The organism is Waddliaceae bacterium, from assembly GCA_018694295.1.
Lineage (GTDB): Bacteria > Chlamydiota > Chlamydiia > Chlamydiales > JABHNK01 > JABHNK01.
On sequence record JABHNK010000021.1, the window covers coordinates 85,370 to 105,352 of the forward strand.

The 19,983-nt window shown below is 43.1% G+C and carries 29 protein-coding genes and 1 tRNA gene; 28 read left to right on the plus strand and 2 right to left on the minus strand.

What is annotated here, in order from left to right:
• Window position 1 precedes the first annotated feature (1 nt).
• Together HN980_02495 and lnt are read right to left on the minus strand one after the other, a co-directional pair.
• Window positions 2–859 carry a UDP-3-O-acyl-N-acetylglucosamine deacetylase gene (locus HN980_02495; protein ID MBT6928349.1) on the minus strand — a complete coding sequence of 286 codons (858 nt, stop codon included), beginning with the start codon at window positions 857–859 and terminating at the stop codon, window positions 2–4.
• A gap of 112 nt (window positions 860–971) precedes the next feature.
• On the minus strand, window positions 972–2,591 hold the full coding sequence (gene lnt / locus HN980_02500; GenBank protein MBT6928350.1) for an apolipoprotein N-acyltransferase: 1,620 nt from the start codon (window positions 2,589–2,591) through the stop codon (window positions 972–974).
• 54 nt (window positions 2,592–2,645) lie between these two features.
• On the opposite strand from lnt, the gene HN980_02505 reads away from it, so the two are divergent.
• The 28 genes from HN980_02505 (at window position 2,646) to HN980_02640 (ending at window position 19,729) form a co-directional block, all read left to right on the plus strand.
• Complete coding sequence (locus HN980_02505; GenBank protein ID MBT6928351.1) at window positions 2,646–3,767, plus strand: RsmB/NOP family class I SAM-dependent RNA methyltransferase; 1,122 nt, start codon at window positions 2,646–2,648, stop codon at window positions 3,765–3,767.
• A complete protein-coding gene (locus HN980_02510; GenBank protein MBT6928352.1) occupies window positions 3,764–4,102 on the plus strand; it encodes a hypothetical protein in 339 nt (112 codons plus the stop codon). Before HN980_02505 ends, HN980_02510 begins: the two co-directional genes overlap by 4 nt.
• A gap of 619 nt (window positions 4,103–4,721) precedes the next feature.
• A complete protein-coding gene (rplC, locus tag HN980_02515) occupies window positions 4,722–5,378 on the plus strand; it encodes a 50S ribosomal protein L3 (GenBank protein ID MBT6928353.1) in 657 nt (218 codons plus the stop codon).
• Between the two features lie 23 nt (window positions 5,379–5,401).
• The gene (gene rplD, locus HN980_02520; protein MBT6928354.1) at window positions 5,402–6,088 is read left to right on the plus strand and encodes a 50S ribosomal protein L4; all 687 of its coding nucleotides are present in this window, start codon (window positions 5,402–5,404) and stop codon (window positions 6,086–6,088) included.
• Between the two features lie 20 nt (window positions 6,089–6,108).
• Window positions 6,109–6,459 carry a 50S ribosomal protein L23 gene (gene rplW, locus HN980_02525; protein ID MBT6928355.1) on the plus strand — a complete coding sequence of 117 codons (351 nt, stop codon included), beginning with the start codon at window positions 6,109–6,111 and terminating at the stop codon, window positions 6,457–6,459.
• A 14-nt stretch (window positions 6,460–6,473) separates the two neighbouring features.
• The gene (gene rplB, locus HN980_02530) at window positions 6,474–7,319 is read left to right on the plus strand and encodes a 50S ribosomal protein L2 (GenBank protein ID MBT6928356.1); all 846 of its coding nucleotides are present in this window, start codon (window positions 6,474–6,476) and stop codon (window positions 7,317–7,319) included.
• 17 nt (window positions 7,320–7,336) lie between these two features.
• The gene (gene rpsS / locus HN980_02535) at window positions 7,337–7,600 is read left to right on the plus strand and encodes a 30S ribosomal protein S19 (GenBank protein ID MBT6928357.1); all 264 of its coding nucleotides are present in this window, start codon (window positions 7,337–7,339) and stop codon (window positions 7,598–7,600) included.
• 12 nt (window positions 7,601–7,612) lie between these two features.
• Window positions 7,613–7,975, plus strand: coding sequence for a 50S ribosomal protein L22 (gene rplV / locus HN980_02540; GenBank protein ID MBT6928358.1), 363 nt, complete (start codon window positions 7,613–7,615; stop codon window positions 7,973–7,975).
• Window positions 7,975–8,646, plus strand: coding sequence for a 30S ribosomal protein S3 (gene rpsC / locus HN980_02545; protein MBT6928359.1), 672 nt, complete (start codon window positions 7,975–7,977; stop codon window positions 8,644–8,646). The genes rplV and rpsC overlap by 1 nt, the downstream gene beginning before the upstream one ends.
• Window positions 8,630–9,049, plus strand: a complete 420-nt coding sequence (rplP, locus tag HN980_02550; protein ID MBT6928360.1) for a 50S ribosomal protein L16 — start codon at window positions 8,630–8,632, stop codon at window positions 9,047–9,049. Before rpsC ends, rplP begins: the two co-directional genes overlap by 17 nt.
• Window positions 9,050–9,060: 11 nt before the next feature.
• Window positions 9,061–9,258 carry a 50S ribosomal protein L29 gene (rpmC, locus tag HN980_02555; protein MBT6928361.1) on the plus strand — a complete coding sequence of 66 codons (198 nt, stop codon included), beginning with the start codon at window positions 9,061–9,063 and terminating at the stop codon, window positions 9,256–9,258.
• 16 nt (window positions 9,259–9,274) lie between these two features.
• Entirely contained in the window at window positions 9,275–9,532 is a 258-nt protein-coding gene (gene rpsQ / locus HN980_02560) for a 30S ribosomal protein S17 (protein ID MBT6928362.1), read from the plus strand.
• Between the two features lie 18 nt (window positions 9,533–9,550).
• The gene (gene rplN / locus HN980_02565; protein ID MBT6928363.1) at window positions 9,551–9,919 is read left to right on the plus strand and encodes a 50S ribosomal protein L14; all 369 of its coding nucleotides are present in this window, start codon (window positions 9,551–9,553) and stop codon (window positions 9,917–9,919) included.
• A gap of 24 nt (window positions 9,920–9,943) precedes the next feature.
• On the plus strand, window positions 9,944–10,318 hold the full coding sequence (gene rplX, locus HN980_02570; protein MBT6928364.1) for a 50S ribosomal protein L24: 375 nt from the start codon (window positions 9,944–9,946) through the stop codon (window positions 10,316–10,318).
• A 10-nt stretch (window positions 10,319–10,328) separates the two neighbouring features.
• Window positions 10,329–10,877, plus strand: a complete 549-nt coding sequence (gene rplE / locus HN980_02575; protein MBT6928365.1) for a 50S ribosomal protein L5 — start codon at window positions 10,329–10,331, stop codon at window positions 10,875–10,877.
• Between the two features lie 12 nt (window positions 10,878–10,889).
• The gene (gene rpsH, locus HN980_02580) at window positions 10,890–11,297 is read left to right on the plus strand and encodes a 30S ribosomal protein S8 (GenBank protein ID MBT6928366.1); all 408 of its coding nucleotides are present in this window, start codon (window positions 10,890–10,892) and stop codon (window positions 11,295–11,297) included.
• A 24-nt stretch (window positions 11,298–11,321) separates the two neighbouring features.
• Window positions 11,322–11,861 carry a 50S ribosomal protein L6 gene (gene rplF / locus HN980_02585; protein MBT6928367.1) on the plus strand — a complete coding sequence of 180 codons (540 nt, stop codon included), beginning with the start codon at window positions 11,322–11,324 and terminating at the stop codon, window positions 11,859–11,861.
• A 19-nt stretch (window positions 11,862–11,880) separates the two neighbouring features.
• A complete protein-coding gene (locus tag HN980_02590; GenBank protein ID MBT6928368.1) occupies window positions 11,881–12,252 on the plus strand; it encodes a 50S ribosomal protein L18 in 372 nt (123 codons plus the stop codon).
• Window positions 12,253–12,265: 13 nt separating this feature from the next.
• The gene (gene rpsE / locus HN980_02595) at window positions 12,266–12,775 is read left to right on the plus strand and encodes a 30S ribosomal protein S5 (protein MBT6928369.1); all 510 of its coding nucleotides are present in this window, start codon (window positions 12,266–12,268) and stop codon (window positions 12,773–12,775) included.
• 1 nt (window position 12,776) lies between these two features.
• Window positions 12,777–13,226 (plus strand): 50S ribosomal protein L15, encoded by a 450-nt coding sequence (gene rplO, locus HN980_02600; protein MBT6928370.1) that lies wholly within the window; start codon window positions 12,777–12,779, stop codon window positions 13,224–13,226.
• 76 nt (window positions 13,227–13,302) lie between these two features.
• Window positions 13,303–14,679, plus strand: a complete 1,377-nt coding sequence (gene secY / locus HN980_02605; protein MBT6928371.1) for a preprotein translocase subunit SecY — start codon at window positions 13,303–13,305, stop codon at window positions 14,677–14,679.
• Between the two features lie 94 nt (window positions 14,680–14,773).
• A complete protein-coding gene (gene rpsM, locus HN980_02610; protein ID MBT6928372.1) occupies window positions 14,774–15,157 on the plus strand; it encodes a 30S ribosomal protein S13 in 384 nt (127 codons plus the stop codon).
• Window positions 15,158–15,228: 71 nt separating this feature from the next.
• On the plus strand, window positions 15,229–15,582 hold the full coding sequence (gene rpsK / locus HN980_02615; protein ID MBT6928373.1) for a 30S ribosomal protein S11: 354 nt from the start codon (window positions 15,229–15,231) through the stop codon (window positions 15,580–15,582).
• A 48-nt stretch (window positions 15,583–15,630) separates the two neighbouring features.
• Entirely contained in the window at window positions 15,631–16,761 is a 1,131-nt protein-coding gene (locus tag HN980_02620; GenBank protein ID MBT6928374.1) for a DNA-directed RNA polymerase subunit alpha, read from the plus strand.
• Window positions 16,762–16,771: 10 nt separating this feature from the next.
• Window positions 16,772–17,197 carry a 50S ribosomal protein L17 gene (gene rplQ / locus HN980_02625; GenBank protein MBT6928375.1) on the plus strand — a complete coding sequence of 142 codons (426 nt, stop codon included), beginning with the start codon at window positions 16,772–16,774 and terminating at the stop codon, window positions 17,195–17,197.
• A 147-nt stretch (window positions 17,198–17,344) separates the two neighbouring features.
• A complete protein-coding gene (gap, locus tag HN980_02630) occupies window positions 17,345–18,349 on the plus strand; it encodes a type I glyceraldehyde-3-phosphate dehydrogenase (protein MBT6928376.1) in 1,005 nt (334 codons plus the stop codon).
• Window positions 18,350–18,643: 294 nt separating this feature from the next.
• Entirely contained in the window at window positions 18,644–19,561 is a 918-nt protein-coding gene (locus HN980_02635) for a hypothetical protein (protein MBT6928377.1), read from the plus strand.
• Between the two features lie 84 nt (window positions 19,562–19,645).
• Window positions 19,646–19,729: transfer RNA gene (locus HN980_02640), tRNA-Leu, on the plus strand.
• The last annotated feature ends 254 nt before the right edge of the window (window positions 19,730–19,983 follow it).

The following is a 19,983-nucleotide window of genomic DNA, read 5'->3' on the forward strand; positions in this document are numbered from 1 at the left end:
CTTACGTAAGTTTTTTTAATAAAATTTTGGCAAAAGAAGCGTTAGAGGTGTGTCCCGACTTTATAGCGATGATATGAGCGCAGAAAGGAACCCCTACGAGAGAAAGATCGCCGATGAGGTCCAAAATCTTATGCCTAACCATCTCATCAGGGAATTTAAGACCTTCTTCGTTGAGGACAGTATCGCCCTTGACAACAACGGCATTGTCGAGGCTACCGCCTTTGATAAGACCACGCTCCATAAGGAATTCGATGTCTTCGTGTTTGGCGAAAGTTCGACAAGGAGCAATTTCATTTTTGAAAGTATCAGCATCGACGACGACTGAGAGAAACTGCGTGCCTATGGCGGCAGTCTCGGGATGGTGTAAAGTATAGCTCACTCGATATTCGTCGGAAGGAAGCGCGACAAGATGTATGTCGCCGTCAGAAAAAAATAGGGGAGTGTCGATAGACACAATGGCAACGTCGGAATCCTGCTCTTCAACGCCAGCATCTTCGATGAGATCGACAAAAACTTCGGAACTTCCATTGCTAACAGGGACTTCGCCACCGGAAATCTTTATCGTTAGGTTGTCGATATTATAAGCCTTGAGAGCCGCTAAAAGATGCTCGACAGTGTTGATGACAATATCACCATCACCAATATTAGTGCTGCGAGAAGTACTATGAAGATTCTCGACAGTAGCAGGGATGATAGGAGCGTCAGGAAGGTCCGTTCGCTTAAAGACAATGCCAGTGCCAACAGGGGCAGGACATAAAATCATGGTGACGTCAACGCCAGTGTGAATTCCTACGCCAGAATAAGAGACTTCTCGTATTAAGGTGTTTTGTTTTCGTAAAGTTTTTTTGTGCGACACAATACTATCCGTGTGTTGATATTAGTAACATCAGTTAGTTAATAATGATAATAAAATAATACGTTTAAATCAAGAGCTATATCAGCCAGTGACCAGTGACCAGTTATCAGTTATTCTATCCGCTCTTCCTGTACGCTATTCCTAACATTCCAACACAAAGCATGATGAACGACACCACGACAATAAGCCAATCGCCATAACGAGAATATAAAGTATCGTACGAAGAAATAGGAACAGAGACAACAAGAGCGCCACGCCGCCATTCTTCACCATAACGTCCCTCACCGAAAGTATCTTGAACGCGCCCAGCATTGTCGACGACGCCAGTGACGCCAGTATTACACGCACGGACTAGAGGAACGCCGTTCTCAACAGAACGAAGGCGTCCATGATGAAAATGCTGAAGACGCAAACGAGAATTGGGATACCATACGTCGTTGGTGATGTTGATAAGAAGCTTCGCACCATCACGACGATCTTGGCGAATGATATTGCCGAAAGTCTCCTCATAACATATAGATACCGAATAAGGCATGACATCATGGTCGAAAACACGCCCCGAAACCCCACGAGAAAAAGAACCCTCGACGCCGAACCTCCTAGCAAGAGATTCCAGAAATGTAAAAGGGATGTATTCCCCCATAGGAAGGAGGATCCTTTTATCATAGCGACGAAAAGACGCACCTCCAGGGACGAAAACTACAGCAGAAGTATAAACATCATAGCCTTCGACGTCTTCAAGGCCGACAATAACATCAGCACCAAAAACATTAGCAAGGCTCTGTGCCCAGAAACTGTTGCTGACAAGACGGCCCCCCTCATAATAATAAGGCTCAGACAAAGGAGGAAGCGCAGCAAAAATAGCGTCGCCGAAAAATATACGTAAGCTCTCGACGACCTCATCATAACGATACGCAGGAACACTGACGCCAAGAGGGACGGTGTTCTCGGGGAAGATGATAAAATCTGCATCATCGACACCAGAATCTTCGAGATACGAAAGAATATAAAGCCACTGGTCGTACGGCGATAACGATACCCCATCACCACGGCAAAGACCATATTTCTCCTCAGGAGTAAGAGCCGTCTGTACAAGGACGACAGAGACAGCATCATCACCATCACTACCATCATTAAGATGAAAAAAACCGAAAATAAAGGGCGTCACAACAAAAATACCAACAATCGCCCACGATAAAATCTTCTTCGGCGCCGAAATAGAAAAAAAGACGAGAATATTTGTGGCGATGACAACAAACGACAATCCATAGACGCCAAACAACGACGCCATCTGCAGAGGATATATGCTCCCAGCAAAAGACAAGCCTACAGGATTGAAGGTGAAACCCGAAAAAAGAAAAAGGCGCATCCATTCCATCAAAACCCACAAAGCAGGAACGATCAAAAATGTCCGAACCTTCTTGTCAATTTCGACGAAAAAACTAACCACACCAAACTGTAACCCCATCATGATACTGAGAAGAAGATATGCCACGATAAGACCACCACCGACATACTCTATAGAAGTCATCCACGACAACTGTATAAGCTGCACACAACAAAACCACGAAGAAGCAACAAAAAAACGACGCTTTTTGCTGCCAACAGAAGAAAGACTCCTCCAAAGAAGAGCATAACCACAAACCGCAGCAACAAGACCAAGCCACGGCACCCACGCCGGCTGACCAAATGCAACAACAACAAAGGAAATAACGACAATCGAAGCCTTTCGCATGGTGTTTTTCATGGTAATATGATAACATAAACAGAATAAATAACGAGAACTATCATGACAAAACCTTTCCGCGAATACCACCTTTTACTGATATTAGAAGAATTCGAGAAGCAGCACCTGCCGCTCGACCGTTTTATCAGCAACTATTTCCGCGCCAATAAAGCATGCGGCTCTAAAGACAGACGCTATATCGTCGATACCGCATACAATATGATGCGATGGCGTGGGCTCCTCGACGGCATAGGGAAATCTTCCTGGACAGAACGCCTCGATACATACAAAAAAAACGATATAGAAAAATGCCAACACGATACCTCACTGCCAGAACACGTAAGATGTAGCTTCCCAAAAGATCTCTTCGATATGATAGCCGATACCTACGGAAAAGAACAGGCGGCAGAAATTTGCCTCGCCAGCAACAGCGCAGCACCGACGACAGTACGCGTCAACACAATAAAAATTTCTCGCGACGATCTCTTCAAAAAGCTACAAAAACACTATGAAGTCTCTCGATGTAAACACTCGACCACAGGCATCACCTTTAATAAGCGTATCAACTTCCTAGGTATGGAAGAATTCAAAGAAGGACTCTTTGAAGTGCAAGACGAAGGTAGCCAATTAGTGTCGGCGCTAGTAAAAATCAACGACAGCGAGCAAATACTCGACTACTGCGCAGGAGCAGGGGGTAAAGCACTAGCAATAGCAGCAACAATGAATAATAAGGGGCAGATATTCCTTCACGATGTCCGTGATAAAGCACTAGCACAGGCGAAGAAACGACTAAAAAGAGCAGGCGTCAATAATTGTCAGATCGTTAAAAACGATAGCCCGCAGCTTAAAAAGCTTAAGAAAAACCTCGACTGGGTCGTCGTCGATGCCCCATGTTCAGGGTCAGGAACATGGCGACGTAACGCCGAAATGAAATGGAAAACCTCCGCCACCGATATAGAAAACCTCGTAGGACAACAACGACATATCTTCGAAAAAGCACTGAGCTTCATGGCACCCAAAGGATATATCGTCTATATAACATGCTCGATCTTCCCAAAAGAAAACGAACTACAGATAAAACACTTCAGCGAAACATACAACCTGGAACTCGTCGACACCTTTAAATCACAGCCAACACAAAATGGTATGGACGGATTCTTCGGAGCGACACTACGAAGGAAATGATGAAGAACTCCGCAGCACACCTGAAAGTCCACGAATGGGCCGTCGTAGTAATAGCAATAGGAGCTATCCTGGCAACAGGGACATACGGATATATAACAAGCTCATACCCGACAACACAAGACGACACCAAAGGAACACCTTTCGTTACAGAGACGATAACCGTCACCGTCGAAGGCGCCGTGCAATACCCAGGAACATATACAGTAAAACGTGGAACCCTGATGAAAGACGCCATAGCTATGGCGCAACCCCTCGACAACGCCGACACACGCCGTGTCAAAAACAACTCAAAAGTCCGCAATAGACAAAAAATCAAAGTAAAAACCCTGCTATAATTTCAGAGCTTTTGCCACAGAGACCACTTCATTGATCAATGAGGTGCAGACTTTACGCGACAACCTAAGTCACCATTTATATCGCACTGTTTACAATTTATATATCCTCGGGGTTCTAGGGGTGAAACCCATAGCCAATTCCCCGTCTTCTTTTCCTTCTACTCAGTGAACTCCGTGGCTCCGTGGTAGTATATTCCGTATTTTTATATTCTCTTTATGCTTATCACTGACCTTGCGCAGCACCCACATTATAGAGAGCTTTATCTCTCTCTATAACAAGAGTTTTCGCGCAACATCAGTGAAGTAGCCTCCGAGGTAAACCCCTGAATTCTCGTGGTAAACCCTAGCTCCGTTTACTCTCATCTTTCACACTCTAAGAGATAAAATTACAAAAGCTCACTTTTTATGTTGTGAAGAATAGGCGGTTTTTGTTAGTCTCTTCCTTTCAGCTTTTTAAACTTGATATTAACAAGATATAAAGAGCTTTTGTGGAAGTGACGTCAATCGATGTATCAGCCACCTTAATTCTGTAAGAATCAAGGCAAGATACACCAGATTACTTCGAAATAGTCCACAAGACAGATACATAAATGCAAATGCTACACGAGGAATAAAAGCCATGACTTCAACGTTGATGGGCAAAAAGAAAGGAATGACACAGCTGTTCGACGATAAAGGACGTATAGTCCCTTGTACCGTCATTCACTGCGAACCTAACGTCATTGCACAGATAAAAACTAAAGAAAACGACGGATATAGCGCTATACAGCTCGGCTACGATAAAGTCGTAACAAAAGATCGTCGCACTAAAGAAACTCGCGTCGGAAAACCTCTGATGGGACATTTCAAGAAAGCTGCTGTGGAACCTCGCCGACAACTGCACGAAGTCCGCGTCGATACCACAGAAGAATTCTCGCTAGGACAAGAACTCACAGTAGAAGTCTTCGCCGATGTTAAACATGTCGACGTTACAGCAATATCTAAAGGTAAAGGAACTCAAGGTGTAATAAAAGTACACAACTTCAAAGGCGGACCGGCATCACACGGCTCACACTTCCACCGCCGCGGAGGCTCTACAGGAATGTGCTCCTCACCAGGAATAGTACTTCCGGGGACAAAGAAAGCAAGACGCCTAGGTAATGCACAAGTTACTACACAGAATGTCAAAGTCGTAAGAATCGACGTAGAAAAAAATATACTTATCGTTAAAGGCGCCGTGCCTGGACATATAGGACGTGAAATCCTTATACAAAAAGCAGTGAAAAAAGGCGCATAAGAAGATAATTAGGAGATACTAAAGTGGCAATATTGAAGAAATATAATATCGAAGGGAAAGAGACAGGAACGACGGAAGTCGACGACGCCTGGCTCGACGTTAAAGCCAACGGACAGATGATCAAAGACTACATAGTAGCACTACGAGAAAACGCTAGACAGTGGTCAGCAAATACAAAAGATCGCTCCGAAGTAAAATGCTCGACGAAAAAGCCTCATAAACAAAAAGGCCTAGGACGTGCAAGACAGGGAAGCCTCGTAGCACCACAATTCCGCGGAGGAGGTATCGTCTTCGGACCAAAACCGAAATTCGATCAACACGTCCGTATCAATAAAAAAGAAAGAAATAAAGTAACGAAATTCCTCGTCGCAGAGATGATAAAAGAACAACGCGTGACAATCATCGAAGATATCATCCTAGAAGCGCCAAAAACAAAGACCGTTGCAGCATTCATAAAAAATAGCGAACTTAAAGGGAAAAGAATCCTCTTCCTCGGCGAAGGTAGCCAAACAGAAATCCCAGGAGAATACGGTGGCGGAAACGTCGATGTCTATAACGATAGATACCAGAACTTCTCAAAAAGCGTGAACAATATACCAAAAATGACATTCTCGCTAGCAAAGAATATCAGCGGCTACGACGTCATGGTAGCACACGATATCGTTATGACAGAAGCAGCACTAGAAGAAATAAAAGATTGGTTGAAGTAAAAAAAATAAGGTGACATACCGTGAGCACAAAAGTTTGTGATAAAAACCCATATAGCATCGTAAAATCACGATGCGTTACGGAAAAAACAGCACTATTAGAAAATCTTAAGAACGCAGATAGCAACAAAAGCGTAAGAAGATGCGAATCGCCAAAATACGTCTTCTATGTGCATATGTCCGCTAATAAGCCACAGATAAAAAAAGCATTAGAAAAAATATACGAAGAACAAGGGATAACAGTCGTTGGCGTAAATACCCTCATCACAAAGCCTAAAAGAAAAGGACGAGCACGACGACGACCAGGAAAAACAGCTCACTATAAAAAAGCAATAGTAACACTAGAGCCTGGTGACAACCTCGACAACGTATAAAGGAGCAATTAACAATGCCGAAGAAATATCGACCAACAACACCGAGTATGCGACAACTGGTTCTTCCAGAACATAAAGGCCTTACACGTAAAGAAGGCTCTAAAGCAACAGTAAAACCAACAAAATCGCTGCTGCTGCATAAAAAACGCACAAGCGGACGTAACAACCACGGACATATCACATGCCGACACCGCGGAGGTGGACATAAAAGACACTACCGTTGCATCGACTTCAAACGTGATAAGTTCGAAATACCAGCGAAAGTCGCCTCAATAGAATACGACCCAAATAGAACAGCACATATAGCACTACTTAATTATAAAGATGGTGAAAAACGATACATCATAGCACCACACGGACTTAAAGCCGGTGATATGGTGATGACAAGCGATAAGCCTCCATTCCGTGTAGGAAACTGCATGAAATTGAAACACATGCCAATAGGATCGACTATACATAACATCGAGATGTACCCAACACGCGGAGCACAACTCGTACGATCGGCAGGTTTGTCAGCACAACTAATGGGACGTAACGAAGGATACGCCACAATACGTATGCCTTCAGGAGAAGTACGGCTCATAAAAGAAGATTGCATGGCAACCTTCGGAACAGTCTCCAATGCAGAAAATAGTCTGCGCGTTGAAGGTAAAGCAGGACGTATGCGCTGGAAAGGTATAAGACCTACAGTGCGCGGTACCGTTATGAACCCAGTAGATCACCCACACGGCGGTGGTGAAGGAAGACATAACGGATATCTACCAAAAACACCTTGGGGACAGCATACTAAAGGCTTCAAAACTAGAAAGAAAAAAAATAGGTCCGATCGTTTTATCGTTAAAGATCGACGTAAGAAATAGAGCATAAAAGGATAAATATGGCTAGATCACTAAAAAAAGGACCGTTTGTCGACCACCACCTAATGGATAAGGTCGAAAACCAAAATGAAAAAGGCACTAAAAACGCCATTAAAACATGGTCGCGACGTTCTATGATAATACCTGATATGGTAGGACATACGTTCGAAGTACATAATGGACATAAATTTATCACGGTATACGTCTCAGAAAATATGGTAGGACACAAACTCGGAGAGTTTTCACCTACACGTATCTTCAAAGGCCACCCCGTTAAGAAATAAGGAAACGCCGAGATGACAAAACATACATCAAAAGCATTATCGAAATACGTCAGGATTAGTCCGCGAAAAGCACGACTAGCAGCAGCACTGATGAGAGAGAAAACCGTCGGAGAAGCAGAAATACAGCTAGACTTCTGCTCGATGAAAGCAGGACCGCTCCTAAAGAAAACTCTTATGAGCGCCGTCGCTAATGCCGAAGATCGCTACGAAGATGCAAAACGTGAGAACCTTAAAGTTCTAGAGGTTCGCGTCGATGAAGGACCTACACTAAAACGTGCTAAATCAAAATGCCGCGGAGGAAGAGCTCCGATATTGAAAAGAACAAGCCACTTTACCGTCACCGTCGGTACTCAAGAGGAAAAAGGAGAAAAATAATGGGACAGAAAGTATGCCCTATAGGCTTCCGGCTGATAAAGAATAAAAATTGGCGCTCGAAATGGTACGCCAATAAACAAGAATTCGGGAAATTCCTCGTCGAAGATATGGCGATACGGAAAAACCTTATGAAAAAACCATGCTGCGTAGGAGCGTCGCAGATAACAATACGACGACTCAGCGATAAAATCGAAATCGTTATACATACAGCACGACCAGGACTCGTAATAGGAAAAAAAGGCGCCGAAATCGACGCTCTTAAAGCCGAACTAAGAAAAATGACAGGAAAAGATGTCTTTATAGAAGTCGAAGAAATTCGACGACCCGATAGAGATGCATTCCTCGTCGCCGATGGCGTAGCAAAACAACTGGAACGTAGAGTAGCATACCGCAGAGCAATGAAACGCGCTATGCAGACGACAATGGACGCCGGAGCATTAGGAGTGAAGATAGAAGTGTCAGGACGACTAGGCGGAGCAGAAATAGCACGCAGCGAATGGTACAAAGAAGGACGTACACCACTGCATACTATAAAAGCTAATATCGACTACTCAACAGCACGAGCAGAAACAACTTACGGCACCATAGGTGTTAAAGTGTGGATAAATAACGGCGAAGAAGAAGTTAATACCACGAAATCCGGAGGGCAAAAAAATGCCACTAATGCCTAAGCAGACAAAACACCGTAAGATACAAAAAGGTAAGTGTACTGGACTAAGTAAAGCGGGAAATTTCGTGCACTTCGGAGAGTACGGAATGCAAGCACTAGAACGCGGATGGGTGACAACACAGCAGATAGAAGCATGTCGTGTCGCTATAAATCGACACTTCAGCCGTAAAGGTAATGTGTGGGTGCGGATCTTCCCAGATAAGCCGATAACAAAAAAACCTGCAGAAGTTCGTATGGGTAAAGGTAAAGGATCACCAAGTAACTGGGTGGCAGTAATACGACCAGGACGTATCATGTTCGAAGTAGGAAACGTCTCCATCGAACAAGCACGAGAAGCGCTAAGATTGGCGTCAGGGAAACTAGGAATAAAAACACGCTTCGTAGAACGCGTAGAAACAGTGTAGAGGAAAATACCATGAAAGCCAAAGATCTCAGAGATCAGACTACAGAAGAATTGGAGGCCTCGTTGCTCGACTTGCAACAAGAGCTGTTCTCACTGCGTAATGAACTGCGACAAAATAAGAAACTTGATGCACCACATCTTCTAAAAAATAACCGCAAAGACATAGCACGTATATATACTGTGTTGAGCGAGAAAAAACGAGCAAGCTAAGGTTGTAAAAACTACTATGAAAGAAAAAGATCAGCGCACAAGCCGCAAAGTTAAAGAAGGCATCGTCATTGCCAATAAAATGGATAAGACCGTCGTCGTTTCCGTGTCCTCAACACAACGACACGATAAATACCAGAAGGTAATAACACGGTCAAAGAAATATTACGCCCATGACGATAATAATACATGTAACGTCGGCGATAAGGTGGCGATAATGGAAACACGACCATATTCGAAAACGAAATGTTGGCGCGTCGTCCCCACAAGCAAATAAAGTAAGGAGTGACATAATATGATCCAACAGGAATCAGAACTTGACGTTGCAGATAACACAGGGGCTAAAAAAGTTAAATGCTTTAAAGTCCTCGGAGGATCGAAACGAAGATACGCCCGCGTCGGAGACGTCGTCGTATGCTCAGTAAAAGAATCCGAGCCAGAAGCAAGCGTAAAAAAAGGTGAAATAGTAAAAGTCGTCATAATAAGGACGAAAAGTACGATATCACGAGACGATGGCTCGAAACTGCGATTCGACCACAATAGCTGTGTCATCATCGATGATAAAGGTAACCCGCAAGGAACTAGGGTCTTCGGACCAGTAGCACGAGAAGTCCGCGACCGTGGATATGCTAAAATAGGATCCTTGGCACCAGAAGTTATCTAATAAATATTAAGGAAGATAATACTAATGAAAACAACGCGTAAAAAAAGACCAGTCGTGCAGGGCAACAAAAAACTCCGAGTAGGAGATAGAGTTGTCGTTATCGCAGGTAACGATAAAGGAAGAACAGGGACAATATTATCACGAAAAGGTGATGATAGACTCGTTGTGCAAGGCATAAATGTGAGAAAAAAACACACTAAAGCTACACAACAAGGCCCAGGAAGTATCATAGATATCGAAGTGTCGATAAACGCCTCTAATGTGAAACTATGCCCTACAGAAAATAAAGGGGTGAAGCTCGCCGTGCGTGTCAATAAGAATAAAGAACGAGAACTCTTCTACCGCGATGGCGACAAAGATGTGGTTTATCGCTCAGTAAAAAAAGATAAGAAAAAATAAGTGGTGATAAATGTCTAGGTTAAAAGAAAGATACAATAGCGAAATAAAAGCGTCGATGAAAGAAAAGTTCGGCTATAGCAACATAATGATGACACCAAAAGTTCTCAAAATCGTTGTCAATATGGGCCTCGCCGAAGCTTCCAAAGATAAAAACGCTATACAAGACTGCGTTAAAGAATTGACCCTTCTCACAGGACAGAAGCCAATACTTACTATGGCAAAAAAGTCAGTGGCAAACTTCAAACTGCGCGAAGGGCAGATAATAGGCGCCAAAGTTACGATGCGTGGAGAAAGAATGTATGAATTCATGGATAGATTCTTCAACATCGTATGCCCGCGAATCCGTGACTTTAGAGGATTCTCGATTAAATGCGACGGAAGAGGGAACTATAGCCTCGGCGTCGATGATCAGCAGATCTTCCCAGAAATAAATTTAGATGATGTCAAAAGGACACAAGGAATGCATATAACATTCGTAACATCGGCACAATCCGATGACGAATGTCGTGAGCTGCTAACACAGCTAGGCCTTCCTTTTAAAAAGAAAAATGTTGCATAGGAGAGACCAAGGATGTCAGCAATAAATGACCCAATAGCCGACCTTTTTACTCGCATCCGTAATGGACTTAAAGCCGAGCATCGATATATCGATGTTGACCGGTCAAAGTTCAAAGTCGCGATAGTAAAATTGTTAAAAGAACAAGGATATATCGAGAACTTTATAACAAAAGATCTCGATGATAATGGCCGCGGTATTATGCGCGTATTCTTGAAGTATGCCTCCGGAAGATTACCGGTAATACAAGGAATAAAACGTGTTTCACGGCCAGGACTGCATATCTACGCCGACCATAAAAACGTACCACGAGTCTTCGGCGGTATGGGAATGGCAATAATGTCAACATCACACGGGGTGATGAGTGGACAAGAAGCCCGTAAACGTAAGATCGGCGGTGAACACGTCGGAAATATTTGGTAAGGATATAAGGGAGAAAAGAATACTATGTCTCGGATAGGAAAACAACCAATAGCACTTCCCAAAGGTGTAGATGCTAACGTCAAAGATGGCATCATCACCGTTAAAGGGCCAAAAGGCGTCCTTACACAAAAACTCATCGACGGCATAGAAATGCATGTCGAAAATGATGAGGCTACAGTAACACTTGCTAAAGGTCACGAAGAGAAAAAAAACTTCCATGGCCTATACCGCTCGCTCGTCAATAACATGGTGATAGGAGTGACAGAAGGATTTACGAAGACGCTGGAAATGGTAGGAGTAGGATTCCGCGCCGCAGTAAATGGTAACACCATAGACCTGCAAATAGGATGCTCACACCCGACAAGCAGGAAAATTCCAGAAGGAATAACAGCGAAAGTCGAAAAGAATACTACCATAGTACTCTCCGGTAATGATAAACAAGCCGTTGGACAGTTCGCCGCAGATATCCGCGCAATGCGTAAACCAGAACCATACAAAGGTAAAGGAATAAAATATCGCGGAGAATATATCCGCAGAAAAGCAGGTAAAACCGCGAAACAATAATAAGGTTGAAAAAAGCATCATGCTAACGAAAAGAAAGAATTTACATACAAAAAAAGCGATGCGTGCTAAACGCGTACGTAAACACATTAGAGGCACCAGCGAAAAACCTCGCCTCTGTGTTGTTAAAACTAATAAGCATATCGGCGTGCAAATTATCGACGATGATAAAGGCAACACCATAGCAGCAACATCGACGCTAGCGAAAGAATTCCGTACAACAGAATTCAACCGTAAAAGTAAGGCCGCTGCACAACAACTCGGTACTGCCATAGCAGAAAAAGCTAAAGAAAAAGGAATAGAGAAAATAGTCTTCGACCGCGGAGCATCGAAATATCATGGAGTGTTGGCAGCATTGGCAGACGCAGCACGTAAAGCCGGACTTAAGTTTTAATACAAGGTAGACTATGAAAAAAAATAACGAAAGAAAAGATAATAGAAGAAAGCCAAAAGAAGAAGTAGTAAGCGAATATGAAGAAAAAGTCGTCTTCGTAAACCGTTGCGCTAAAGTGCTAAAAGGTGGAAGAAAATTTAGCTTCTCAGCACTTATAGTCTCAGGAAACGGTAAAGGAAAAGTAGGCTACGGATTCGCAAAAGCTAACGAACTCACAGACGCTATACGTAAAGCTCGTGAAGCATCGCTTAAAGATATTATAACATTCGAACAGAATGGAACGACAATACCACACGAGATTATAGCGAAACAAGACGGCGCACGACTCATGATGAAACCAGCACCAGAAGGTACCGGCGTAGTAGCAGGGTCGATGGTAAGGTCTGTACTAGAACTAGCAGGAATAGAAGACGTCGTAGCAAAAAACCTCGGTTCAAATAACCCGGTAAACCAGGTGAGAGCAACGTTTAAAGCTCTTAAAGCACTGCGTAACCCAGAAAAAGTCCAAGCGCTAAGAGGATAATATGACAACATCATTACACACACTGAAAAATAATAAGCCAAAGGACAGACAACAACGTGTAGGTCGTGGACCAGGATCAGGACGAGGAAAAACGTCTGGACGTGGACATAAAGGACAAGGAGCACGGTCGGGAGCTAAGAAACGCTACGGCAACGAAGGCGGACAGTTCCCATTATATATGAAACTCCCAACAAGAGGATTTTCACGGGCACGCTTTCGCGAAGAACTCCATATCGTAAACCTATGGCAGATAGAAAAATTCTACGACGATGCCGAAGACGTTAACGAAGAATCTTTACGTAAACACGGCCTCGTAAGCGGAAAATGCCACGGAATAAAAGTCCTGGCAAATGGCGAGATAACGAAGAAAGTTACAATGACAGTAAATGCCATATCAGCAGGAGCACAAAAGAAGCTCGAAGATGCCGGCATAACCTTCAGCGTTATATAATAAGACTTAATTAAAATGATAAAACGTCACCGTAAAAACGATGGCGATACGTCACAAAAAAAGGTTGCCCGTTGCGATGTTTGGAACAATAAAACGTATATTTAGCGTCCCCGATCTTAGAAAAAAAATTCTATATACACTGGCACTGCTAGCAGTATGTAGGCTAGGTGTGTTTATCCCCGTACCAGGAATCAACGGTGAACTCGTCACTGCAATATTCCAACGACAAGTGGGAGGAAGCCAAAACCTCTTCCAACTCGTCGATATCTTCTCTGGAGGAGCATTCTCACACATGACAGTAATGGCCCTGGGAATAGTGCCATATATATCAGCGTCGATAATACTCCAGCTTATGACAGCACTAATGCCAGAACTGCAACGCGAGATGAAAGAAAATCCCGACGCAGGAAGACGTAAGGTAATAAAATGGACGAGAATGCTGACAGTAGCACTAGCACTCTTCCAAGCATTGCTATTCGCACGATATGCCCTGGCAAATAACATGAGAACGCCGGGAATTATCGTCGGAGAAATGGCAGAAGCACAAGTCTTCGGAATACCACTGCTCTTTATGCTCACCGTAATGATAACGATGACCACAGGAACAGTAGTGCTAATGTGGATAGGTGAACAAATAACAGAAAAAGGTATCGGTAACGGAATAAGCCTTATCATCACAATAAATATCCTGTCGTCATTGCCAACAGCATTCGGAAATATCATCACACAACTGAACCTCGACTCACAAGAAGCTGGACAAATGTCCTTCGCTACACTAATAGTTCTATTGGCAATATTCGTCGCCGTGACAATAGGAACAATACTCATCATTCAAGGACAACGACGTATACCACTACAATACGCAAGACGTATCGTAGGGAATAAAGAAATACAAGGAACAGCAGCACATATACCACTAAAAGTTAACTACGCAGGAGTAATACCTGTAATCTTCGGATCTTCACTGCTTATGTTCCCAGCAACAATAGGAAGCTTCCTAGGAAATAACTCGGTGATAGGATCAGTAACACGGATGCTATACCCCGGAAGCGTGGCGTATACCATACTGTTCGTTATACTCATAATATTCTTCACGTACTTCTGGACAGCAACACAGTTCCACCCAGAACAAATAGCCTCCGATATGAAAAAAAATGGAGCGTTCATACCAGGAATACGACAAGGAAAACCTACAAAGGATTTCCTCGAAGCCACAATGAATAGAATAACACTGATAGGAGCAATATTCCTGGCACTGATAGCTGTCTCACCGACAATATTAGGGAAAATCATGAACGTAGACGCAAAAATAAGCTACTTCTTCGGCGGAACGTCATTATTGATAATGGTAGGAGTAATCCTCGATACTATGAAACAAATAGAATCACACCTGATAATGAAACGTTACGACGGATTTATGACAAAAGGAAAAAGAATTAGAGGACGTAACTAAAAATACGTTGAAAGTTAAAAGGAAAAACAGTATAGTTATAGCCCTTTGAAAACGTTATAATTATGAAACAAAAATAACAAGGCAGGAGAGAATAATGCCGCGAATTATTGGTATCGACATCCCAGAGAAAAAACGATTGGTGATAAGCCTCACATATATATACGGCATCGGCCCAACGCTAGCCGAAGAGGTTATCGCTAAGCTTAAACTCGACCCAAATATGAAAGCAAAAGAACTCTCACAAGAGGATATAGCACACCTCAACGAGATGCTGCAAAATGACTATATCGTAGAAGGGACACTACGACGACAGGTGCAAAATAATATTAAGCGCCTCGTCAATATACACTCGTACCGCGGACTGCGCCACAGACTAGGACTACCAGTCAGAGGACAAAGAACAAGGACGAATGCACGTACGAAAAAAGGTAAGAAAAAAACCATGACGGGAAGAAAGAAAGCCCCAACAGCAAAATAAATAATTGAGGAGCCTGAACATTGGCAAAACAACAAGCTACACAAAAGACGAAAAAAGTACGAAAAAAAGCAATGCGGACAATACCAGCAGGTATTGCACACGTTAAAGCTACTTTTAACAATACAATCGTCTCTATCACCGATCCTGCAGGAAAAGTTATAGCATGGTCGTCTGCAGGGAAAATGAACTTCTCAGGGTCAAGGAAATCTTCGGCGTTCGCAGCAACAACAACAGCACAAGATGCTGCAAAAACCGGACAAGCATTAGGACTCAAAGAAGTAGAAGTTAACCTTCGCGGACCAGGAGCAGGACGAGAGTCTGCAGTACGTGGATTGATAAGCGCAGGACTTATCGTCACAGTAATACGCGATAAAACACCAATACCACACAACGGATGCCGTCCTAAAAAACGACGACGCCCGTAAAATAATAAAAATATATAAAAACACTACTTTTCAGGGAGAAAAAAACAAATGTCAGTAAAATATGGCAAGTTTGAAATACCCAATAACATAATGTTCGAAAAAGAGACGATGACATCGACGTTTGCACGCGTCATCGCTGAACCGTTCGAACGTGGCTTCGGATACACCATAGGGAACGCCATGCGTCGTATGATGCTTAATTCATTAGAAGCTCCCTCGATAATATCAGTAAATATCGAAGGCGTTCCTCATGAATATATGGGAGCAGAAGGTATAATAGAAGATATGACGAATATCGTCCTAAACTTCAAAATGGCACTATTAAGACACCTTCCATCCGAAGAAACGAAAAATACTCGAGAGCCGAAAAATGTCGACTCGGAAATAATAGTGACGAAAGAGATGATCGACGAAAATGGCGGACAATATAAAGTCACCTTCGGCGATATCGTCAAAGATGGATACTTCGAAGTCGTAAACCCAGAACTGCACCTCTTCACCGTAACAAAGCCAATAAAAAAGCAGGTGAAACTTAAGGTCGCTATCGGAAGAGGATACGTAACATCAGAACGTCATGATATACAAGATAAAATCATCGACGAGATCGTTATAGACTCCTCATTCTCGCCAGTAAGATTGGTGAACTACCACGTCGAAGATACACGCGTAGGACAAGATACTGACTACGATAAACTCATCTTCGAAATCACCACCGACGGAAGAGTGACACCACAAGAAGCTATATCATTCGCAGCACAAATAGGGATTAAACACCTAGAAGTGCTAGCACACGTTGAAGAGCAAGGACTAATCTTCGAAGAAGGCGGGCTTACAGTGGATACCGCCGATGACGAGATGATGGGGAAATTAGCACTACGTATCGGCGAAATAGAGCTGTCGGTGCGCTCAACAAATTGCCTAAGCGGAGCACAAATAGAGACTATAGGAGAACTCGTCGTTAAACCAGAATCTGAAATGCTTAAATTCAGAAATTTCGGAAAGAAATCCCTCAACGAAATAAAAGCAAAACTTACAGAAATGGGACTCTCACTAGGGATGGACCTGGAAAAATATGGCATCAACGATGATAATGTCCGCGATATCATAACGAAATATAACGAAGAAAAAAAAGATAACTCATCAAATATAAACGAAAAGGACCTAGGGCCTTTAGTATAGGAAAGAAGCAATGCGACATAAAAAGCAAACATGTAAACTGAACCGCACATCATCACATAGACGATGCATGATGGCCAATATGCTCAAAGCTCTTATCGAGCACGGACGTATCGAGACAACAGTGCCTAAAGCTAAAGAACTACGAAAGCATGCCGAGAAAATGATCACCTTGGCGAAAAATGACTCCGTAGCAAATAAAAGACGCGCTGTGGCAAAAATGATGGTACGATATAATACCCTCACAACAAAAGAAGCTCGCGCCGTAAAAAATGGCGACACCACAGCATATAATAACGATAGAAACGTCATAAAAAAACTCTTCGGAGAATGGGCGCCAATGTTCGCAGAGCGTAACGGCGGATATACACGCATAATGCGTAACAAACCACGCGCCGGTGATAACGCCGAAACATGTATCATAGAATTCGTTAAATAACGAAAACTACAGACATTTAAGATGTTAAAACCTTACGACCCTCGGGCCGTAAGGTTTTTTTTGTTTCACCTTTACAATCGTGACAATCTCGATTATTATGGCAAATAAACAAACCATAAACCCATAATAAATGAGGATGAATATAATATGACTATAAATATCGCAATAAATGGATTCGGACGCATAGGAAGACTAGTATTACGCGCCGCAAATAAAAACCCTGAAATTAATATCGTCGCTATCAACGACCTCGTTCCCGCAGAAAACCTCGCATACCTTCTGAAATATGACTCCGTACACGGACGCTTCGATGGCGAAGTATCCGTCGAAGAAAAGAACCTAATCGTTAACGGCAAAAAAATTACCGTATGCTCAGAACGTGACCCAGAACAACTCCCATGGGGAGAGCTCGGCGTAGAATACGTCATAGAGTCGACAGGGCTATTCTGTACCAAAGAAGGAGCAGAAAAACATATCACCGCAGGAGCAAAGCGAGTAATACTCTCAGCGCCAGGAAAAGAGGGCGTCTCAACGTTCGTTATGGGCGTTAACCACACTAAATATAATCCAGAAACTGACTACGTCGTCTCTAACGCTTCATGTACGACAAATTGCCTGGCACCAGTAACAAAAGTCGTACTCGATAACTTCGGCATAGAAGAAGGACTTATGACGACAATACACGCTATGACAGCAGGACAGCCCTCAGTAGATGGGCCTTGCGCTCGTGACCCTCGACGCGGAAGATGCGCCTCGCTTAATATAGTGCCAGCTTCAACAGGAGCAGCTAAAGCTGTAGCAATATGTATACCAGAAGTTAAAGGGAAACTTACAGGTATGGCATTCCGCGTTCCTACCGCCGACGTCTCCGTCGTAGACCTCACAGTAAAGGTCTCAAAGCCAACATCATACGACGCTATTTGCGAAGCAATAAAAGCAGCATCAGAAGGGCCAATGAAAGGATTCCTGGGATATACCGAAGATGACGTCGTTTCAAGCGACTTCATAGGAAGCAACTACTCCTCGATCTTCGATAAAAACGCAGGAATAGCGCTAAACGATACCTTCTTCAAACTAGTATCATGGTACGACAACGAGATGGGATACGCATGCCGGATCATAGACCTCATGCTATATATGATAGAACAATAATAATTGTTTCTTAAGAGATAATGATGTATCATTGATAACTGACGTTACGCACCAATCTTGCTTTAGTGGCGTAGCGAAATGGGTAAGATGTAAGTATTTCCGACGAGCCAAGCTCTAAAGAGCTGGGCGAGGAGGAATACGCAGCAGATTGCACCTTGTAGCAAGCCAATAAAGTTAGAGTGGCGCGTAACGTCAGTGATAAGCAAAGTAGAGGGAATGCTACACAAAAGAACGAAAATTACACCCTCTATTTTGAAAAATAACAAGAATAATAACAAAACCACGGATATACCAGTGCATTTTACAAGAGAACCAGTGACAGAGACCGTCATTACACCCCGCGAAGGGTTTAAGTTGGTGGTCCGCAATAGCAAAGGCGTAGGACAAGAAGAATATTTTGTCGACGCCGTAGAAATCATAGCCTTCGGAAATGCAATATTCTTCAGATCGGTAGAAAAACCTAAAGCCTTCCTACTGCCAGTCTCCGACTACGATGTCATAGAAGTTCGCGATACGCGCCTAGTACTGAAACATACCGCCGTAGAAAAAACAATAAAAATCGGCGGAGGAAAAGATTCCTCATATAAGAAGAAAAGCGCAACAACAACAGCGAAGAAAAAAACTACAACATCAGCAGCGAAGAAAAAGGTCGAAAAAGAACCGAAAGAAGATAAAACCGAAGACAAAGAAGATAAATCTGCCGAAGATACTCAAGATCTTCGTTCAGATAAACGACGCGAACGTCGCCGTAATACACGACGTAAACGTACACAAGACGATAACGTCGAAGAAAAGGATGGCAATGCCGAAGGCATGGGCAGGGGCAGCAGCGATGAAACAATAGATGTTCCAGCGCCTGCAATGAAAAGCCTCATACCACCACCAAAAACACTGATCTTCGACAGAAAAAAAGGCAAAGAAGCTTCTGAAGAAAACAAAGAAGTTATTCTCTTAGAACCTCCCTCGGCAGAAAATGTAGAAGAACTTCTTCCTAAAGAAGAAACTTCCGAAAAAGAAAAGAAACCGAAAAAAGAGAAAAAAGAGAAAAAACAACCGAAGCCGAAAAAGAAAAAAGAAGCTACGAAAAAAGAAAAGACCAAAGAAACACCACAAGAACCTCCGAAACCAAAAAAGGCGCTTGTAGAAAAAGAGGTCTTCAAAGAAAAAACACAGTCGTTCTTATCGCTACTCGATGAAGAGTTCGATGGATAAACAAAAATGCGCCCTCAAAACACTGAGGGCGCATGCTTTCTCTTGATGCAATATCAATAGAAAAGTATAATACATCCTCTATATGCTCGGATGGTGAAATTGGTAGACACAAGGGACTTAAAATCCCTCGGCCGCAAGGCTGTGCCGGTTCGAGTCCGGCTCCGAGCAGCCAAACTGCGAGAAGGCGGTGGTCCTTGAACAAGACTGCTTGCCTTTTCACTTTGAGAGCTACACCTTCGCCGGAGTAGCTCTCTTTTTTTTACACCTCAATTTATAAGCCATTTTTCTTCTTTAAACTTTTTTTCTCCGTGCACTCCGTGCCTCCGTGGTAGTAATTCCTATTCCGAAATTCCTTAATAACTGACCTTACGCGCTACTTTCACTTTATTGGCGTACTGCAAGGAACAATCTGCTTCGTATTC

Bases quoted from the DNA above. Each gene is read 5' to 3' on its own strand.
- lnt (MBT6928350.1), bottom strand. From the start codon at position 2,591: ATGCGAAAGGCTTCGATTGTCGTTATTTCCTTTGTTGTTGTTGCATTT.
- HN980_02505 (MBT6928351.1), top strand. From the start codon at position 2,646: ATGACAAAACCTTTCCGCGAATACCACCTTTTACTGATATTAGAAGAA.
- HN980_02510 (MBT6928352.1), top strand. From the start codon at position 3,764: ATGATGAAGAACTCCGCAGCACACCTGAAAGTCCACGAATGGGCCGTC.
- rplC (MBT6928353.1), top strand. From the start codon at position 4,722: ATGACTTCAACGTTGATGGGCAAAAAGAAAGGAATGACACAGCTGTTC.
- rplB (MBT6928356.1), top strand. From the start codon at position 6,474: ATGCCGAAGAAATATCGACCAACAACACCGAGTATGCGACAACTGGTT.
- rpsS (MBT6928357.1), top strand. From the start codon at position 7,337: ATGGCTAGATCACTAAAAAAAGGACCGTTTGTCGACCACCACCTAATG.
- rplV (MBT6928358.1), top strand. From the start codon at position 7,613: ATGACAAAACATACATCAAAAGCATTATCGAAATACGTCAGGATTAGT.
- rpsC (MBT6928359.1), top strand. From the start codon at position 7,975: ATGGGACAGAAAGTATGCCCTATAGGCTTCCGGCTGATAAAGAATAAA.
- rplP (MBT6928360.1), top strand. From the start codon at position 8,630: ATGCCACTAATGCCTAAGCAGACAAAACACCGTAAGATACAAAAAGGT.
- rpmC (MBT6928361.1), top strand. From the start codon at position 9,061: ATGAAAGCCAAAGATCTCAGAGATCAGACTACAGAAGAATTGGAGGCC.
- rpsQ (MBT6928362.1), top strand. From the start codon at position 9,275: ATGAAAGAAAAAGATCAGCGCACAAGCCGCAAAGTTAAAGAAGGCATC.
- rplN (MBT6928363.1), top strand. From the start codon at position 9,551: ATGATCCAACAGGAATCAGAACTTGACGTTGCAGATAACACAGGGGCT.
- rplX (MBT6928364.1), top strand. From the start codon at position 9,944: ATGAAAACAACGCGTAAAAAAAGACCAGTCGTGCAGGGCAACAAAAAA.
- rplE (MBT6928365.1), top strand. From the start codon at position 10,329: ATGTCTAGGTTAAAAGAAAGATACAATAGCGAAATAAAAGCGTCGATG.
- rpsH (MBT6928366.1), top strand. From the start codon at position 10,890: ATGTCAGCAATAAATGACCCAATAGCCGACCTTTTTACTCGCATCCGT.
- rplF (MBT6928367.1), top strand. From the start codon at position 11,322: ATGTCTCGGATAGGAAAACAACCAATAGCACTTCCCAAAGGTGTAGAT.
- HN980_02590 (MBT6928368.1), top strand. From the start codon at position 11,881: ATGCTAACGAAAAGAAAGAATTTACATACAAAAAAAGCGATGCGTGCT.
- rpsE (MBT6928369.1), top strand. From the start codon at position 12,266: ATGAAAAAAAATAACGAAAGAAAAGATAATAGAAGAAAGCCAAAAGAA.
- rplO (MBT6928370.1), top strand. From the start codon at position 12,777: ATGACAACATCATTACACACACTGAAAAATAATAAGCCAAAGGACAGA.
- secY (MBT6928371.1), top strand. From the start codon at position 13,303: ATGTTTGGAACAATAAAACGTATATTTAGCGTCCCCGATCTTAGAAAA.
- rpsM (MBT6928372.1), top strand. From the start codon at position 14,774: ATGCCGCGAATTATTGGTATCGACATCCCAGAGAAAAAACGATTGGTG.
- rpsK (MBT6928373.1), top strand. From the start codon at position 15,229: ATGCGGACAATACCAGCAGGTATTGCACACGTTAAAGCTACTTTTAAC.
- HN980_02620 (MBT6928374.1), top strand. From the start codon at position 15,631: ATGTCAGTAAAATATGGCAAGTTTGAAATACCCAATAACATAATGTTC.
- rplQ (MBT6928375.1), top strand. From the start codon at position 16,772: ATGCGACATAAAAAGCAAACATGTAAACTGAACCGCACATCATCACAT.
- gap (MBT6928376.1), top strand. From the start codon at position 17,345: ATGACTATAAATATCGCAATAAATGGATTCGGACGCATAGGAAGACTA.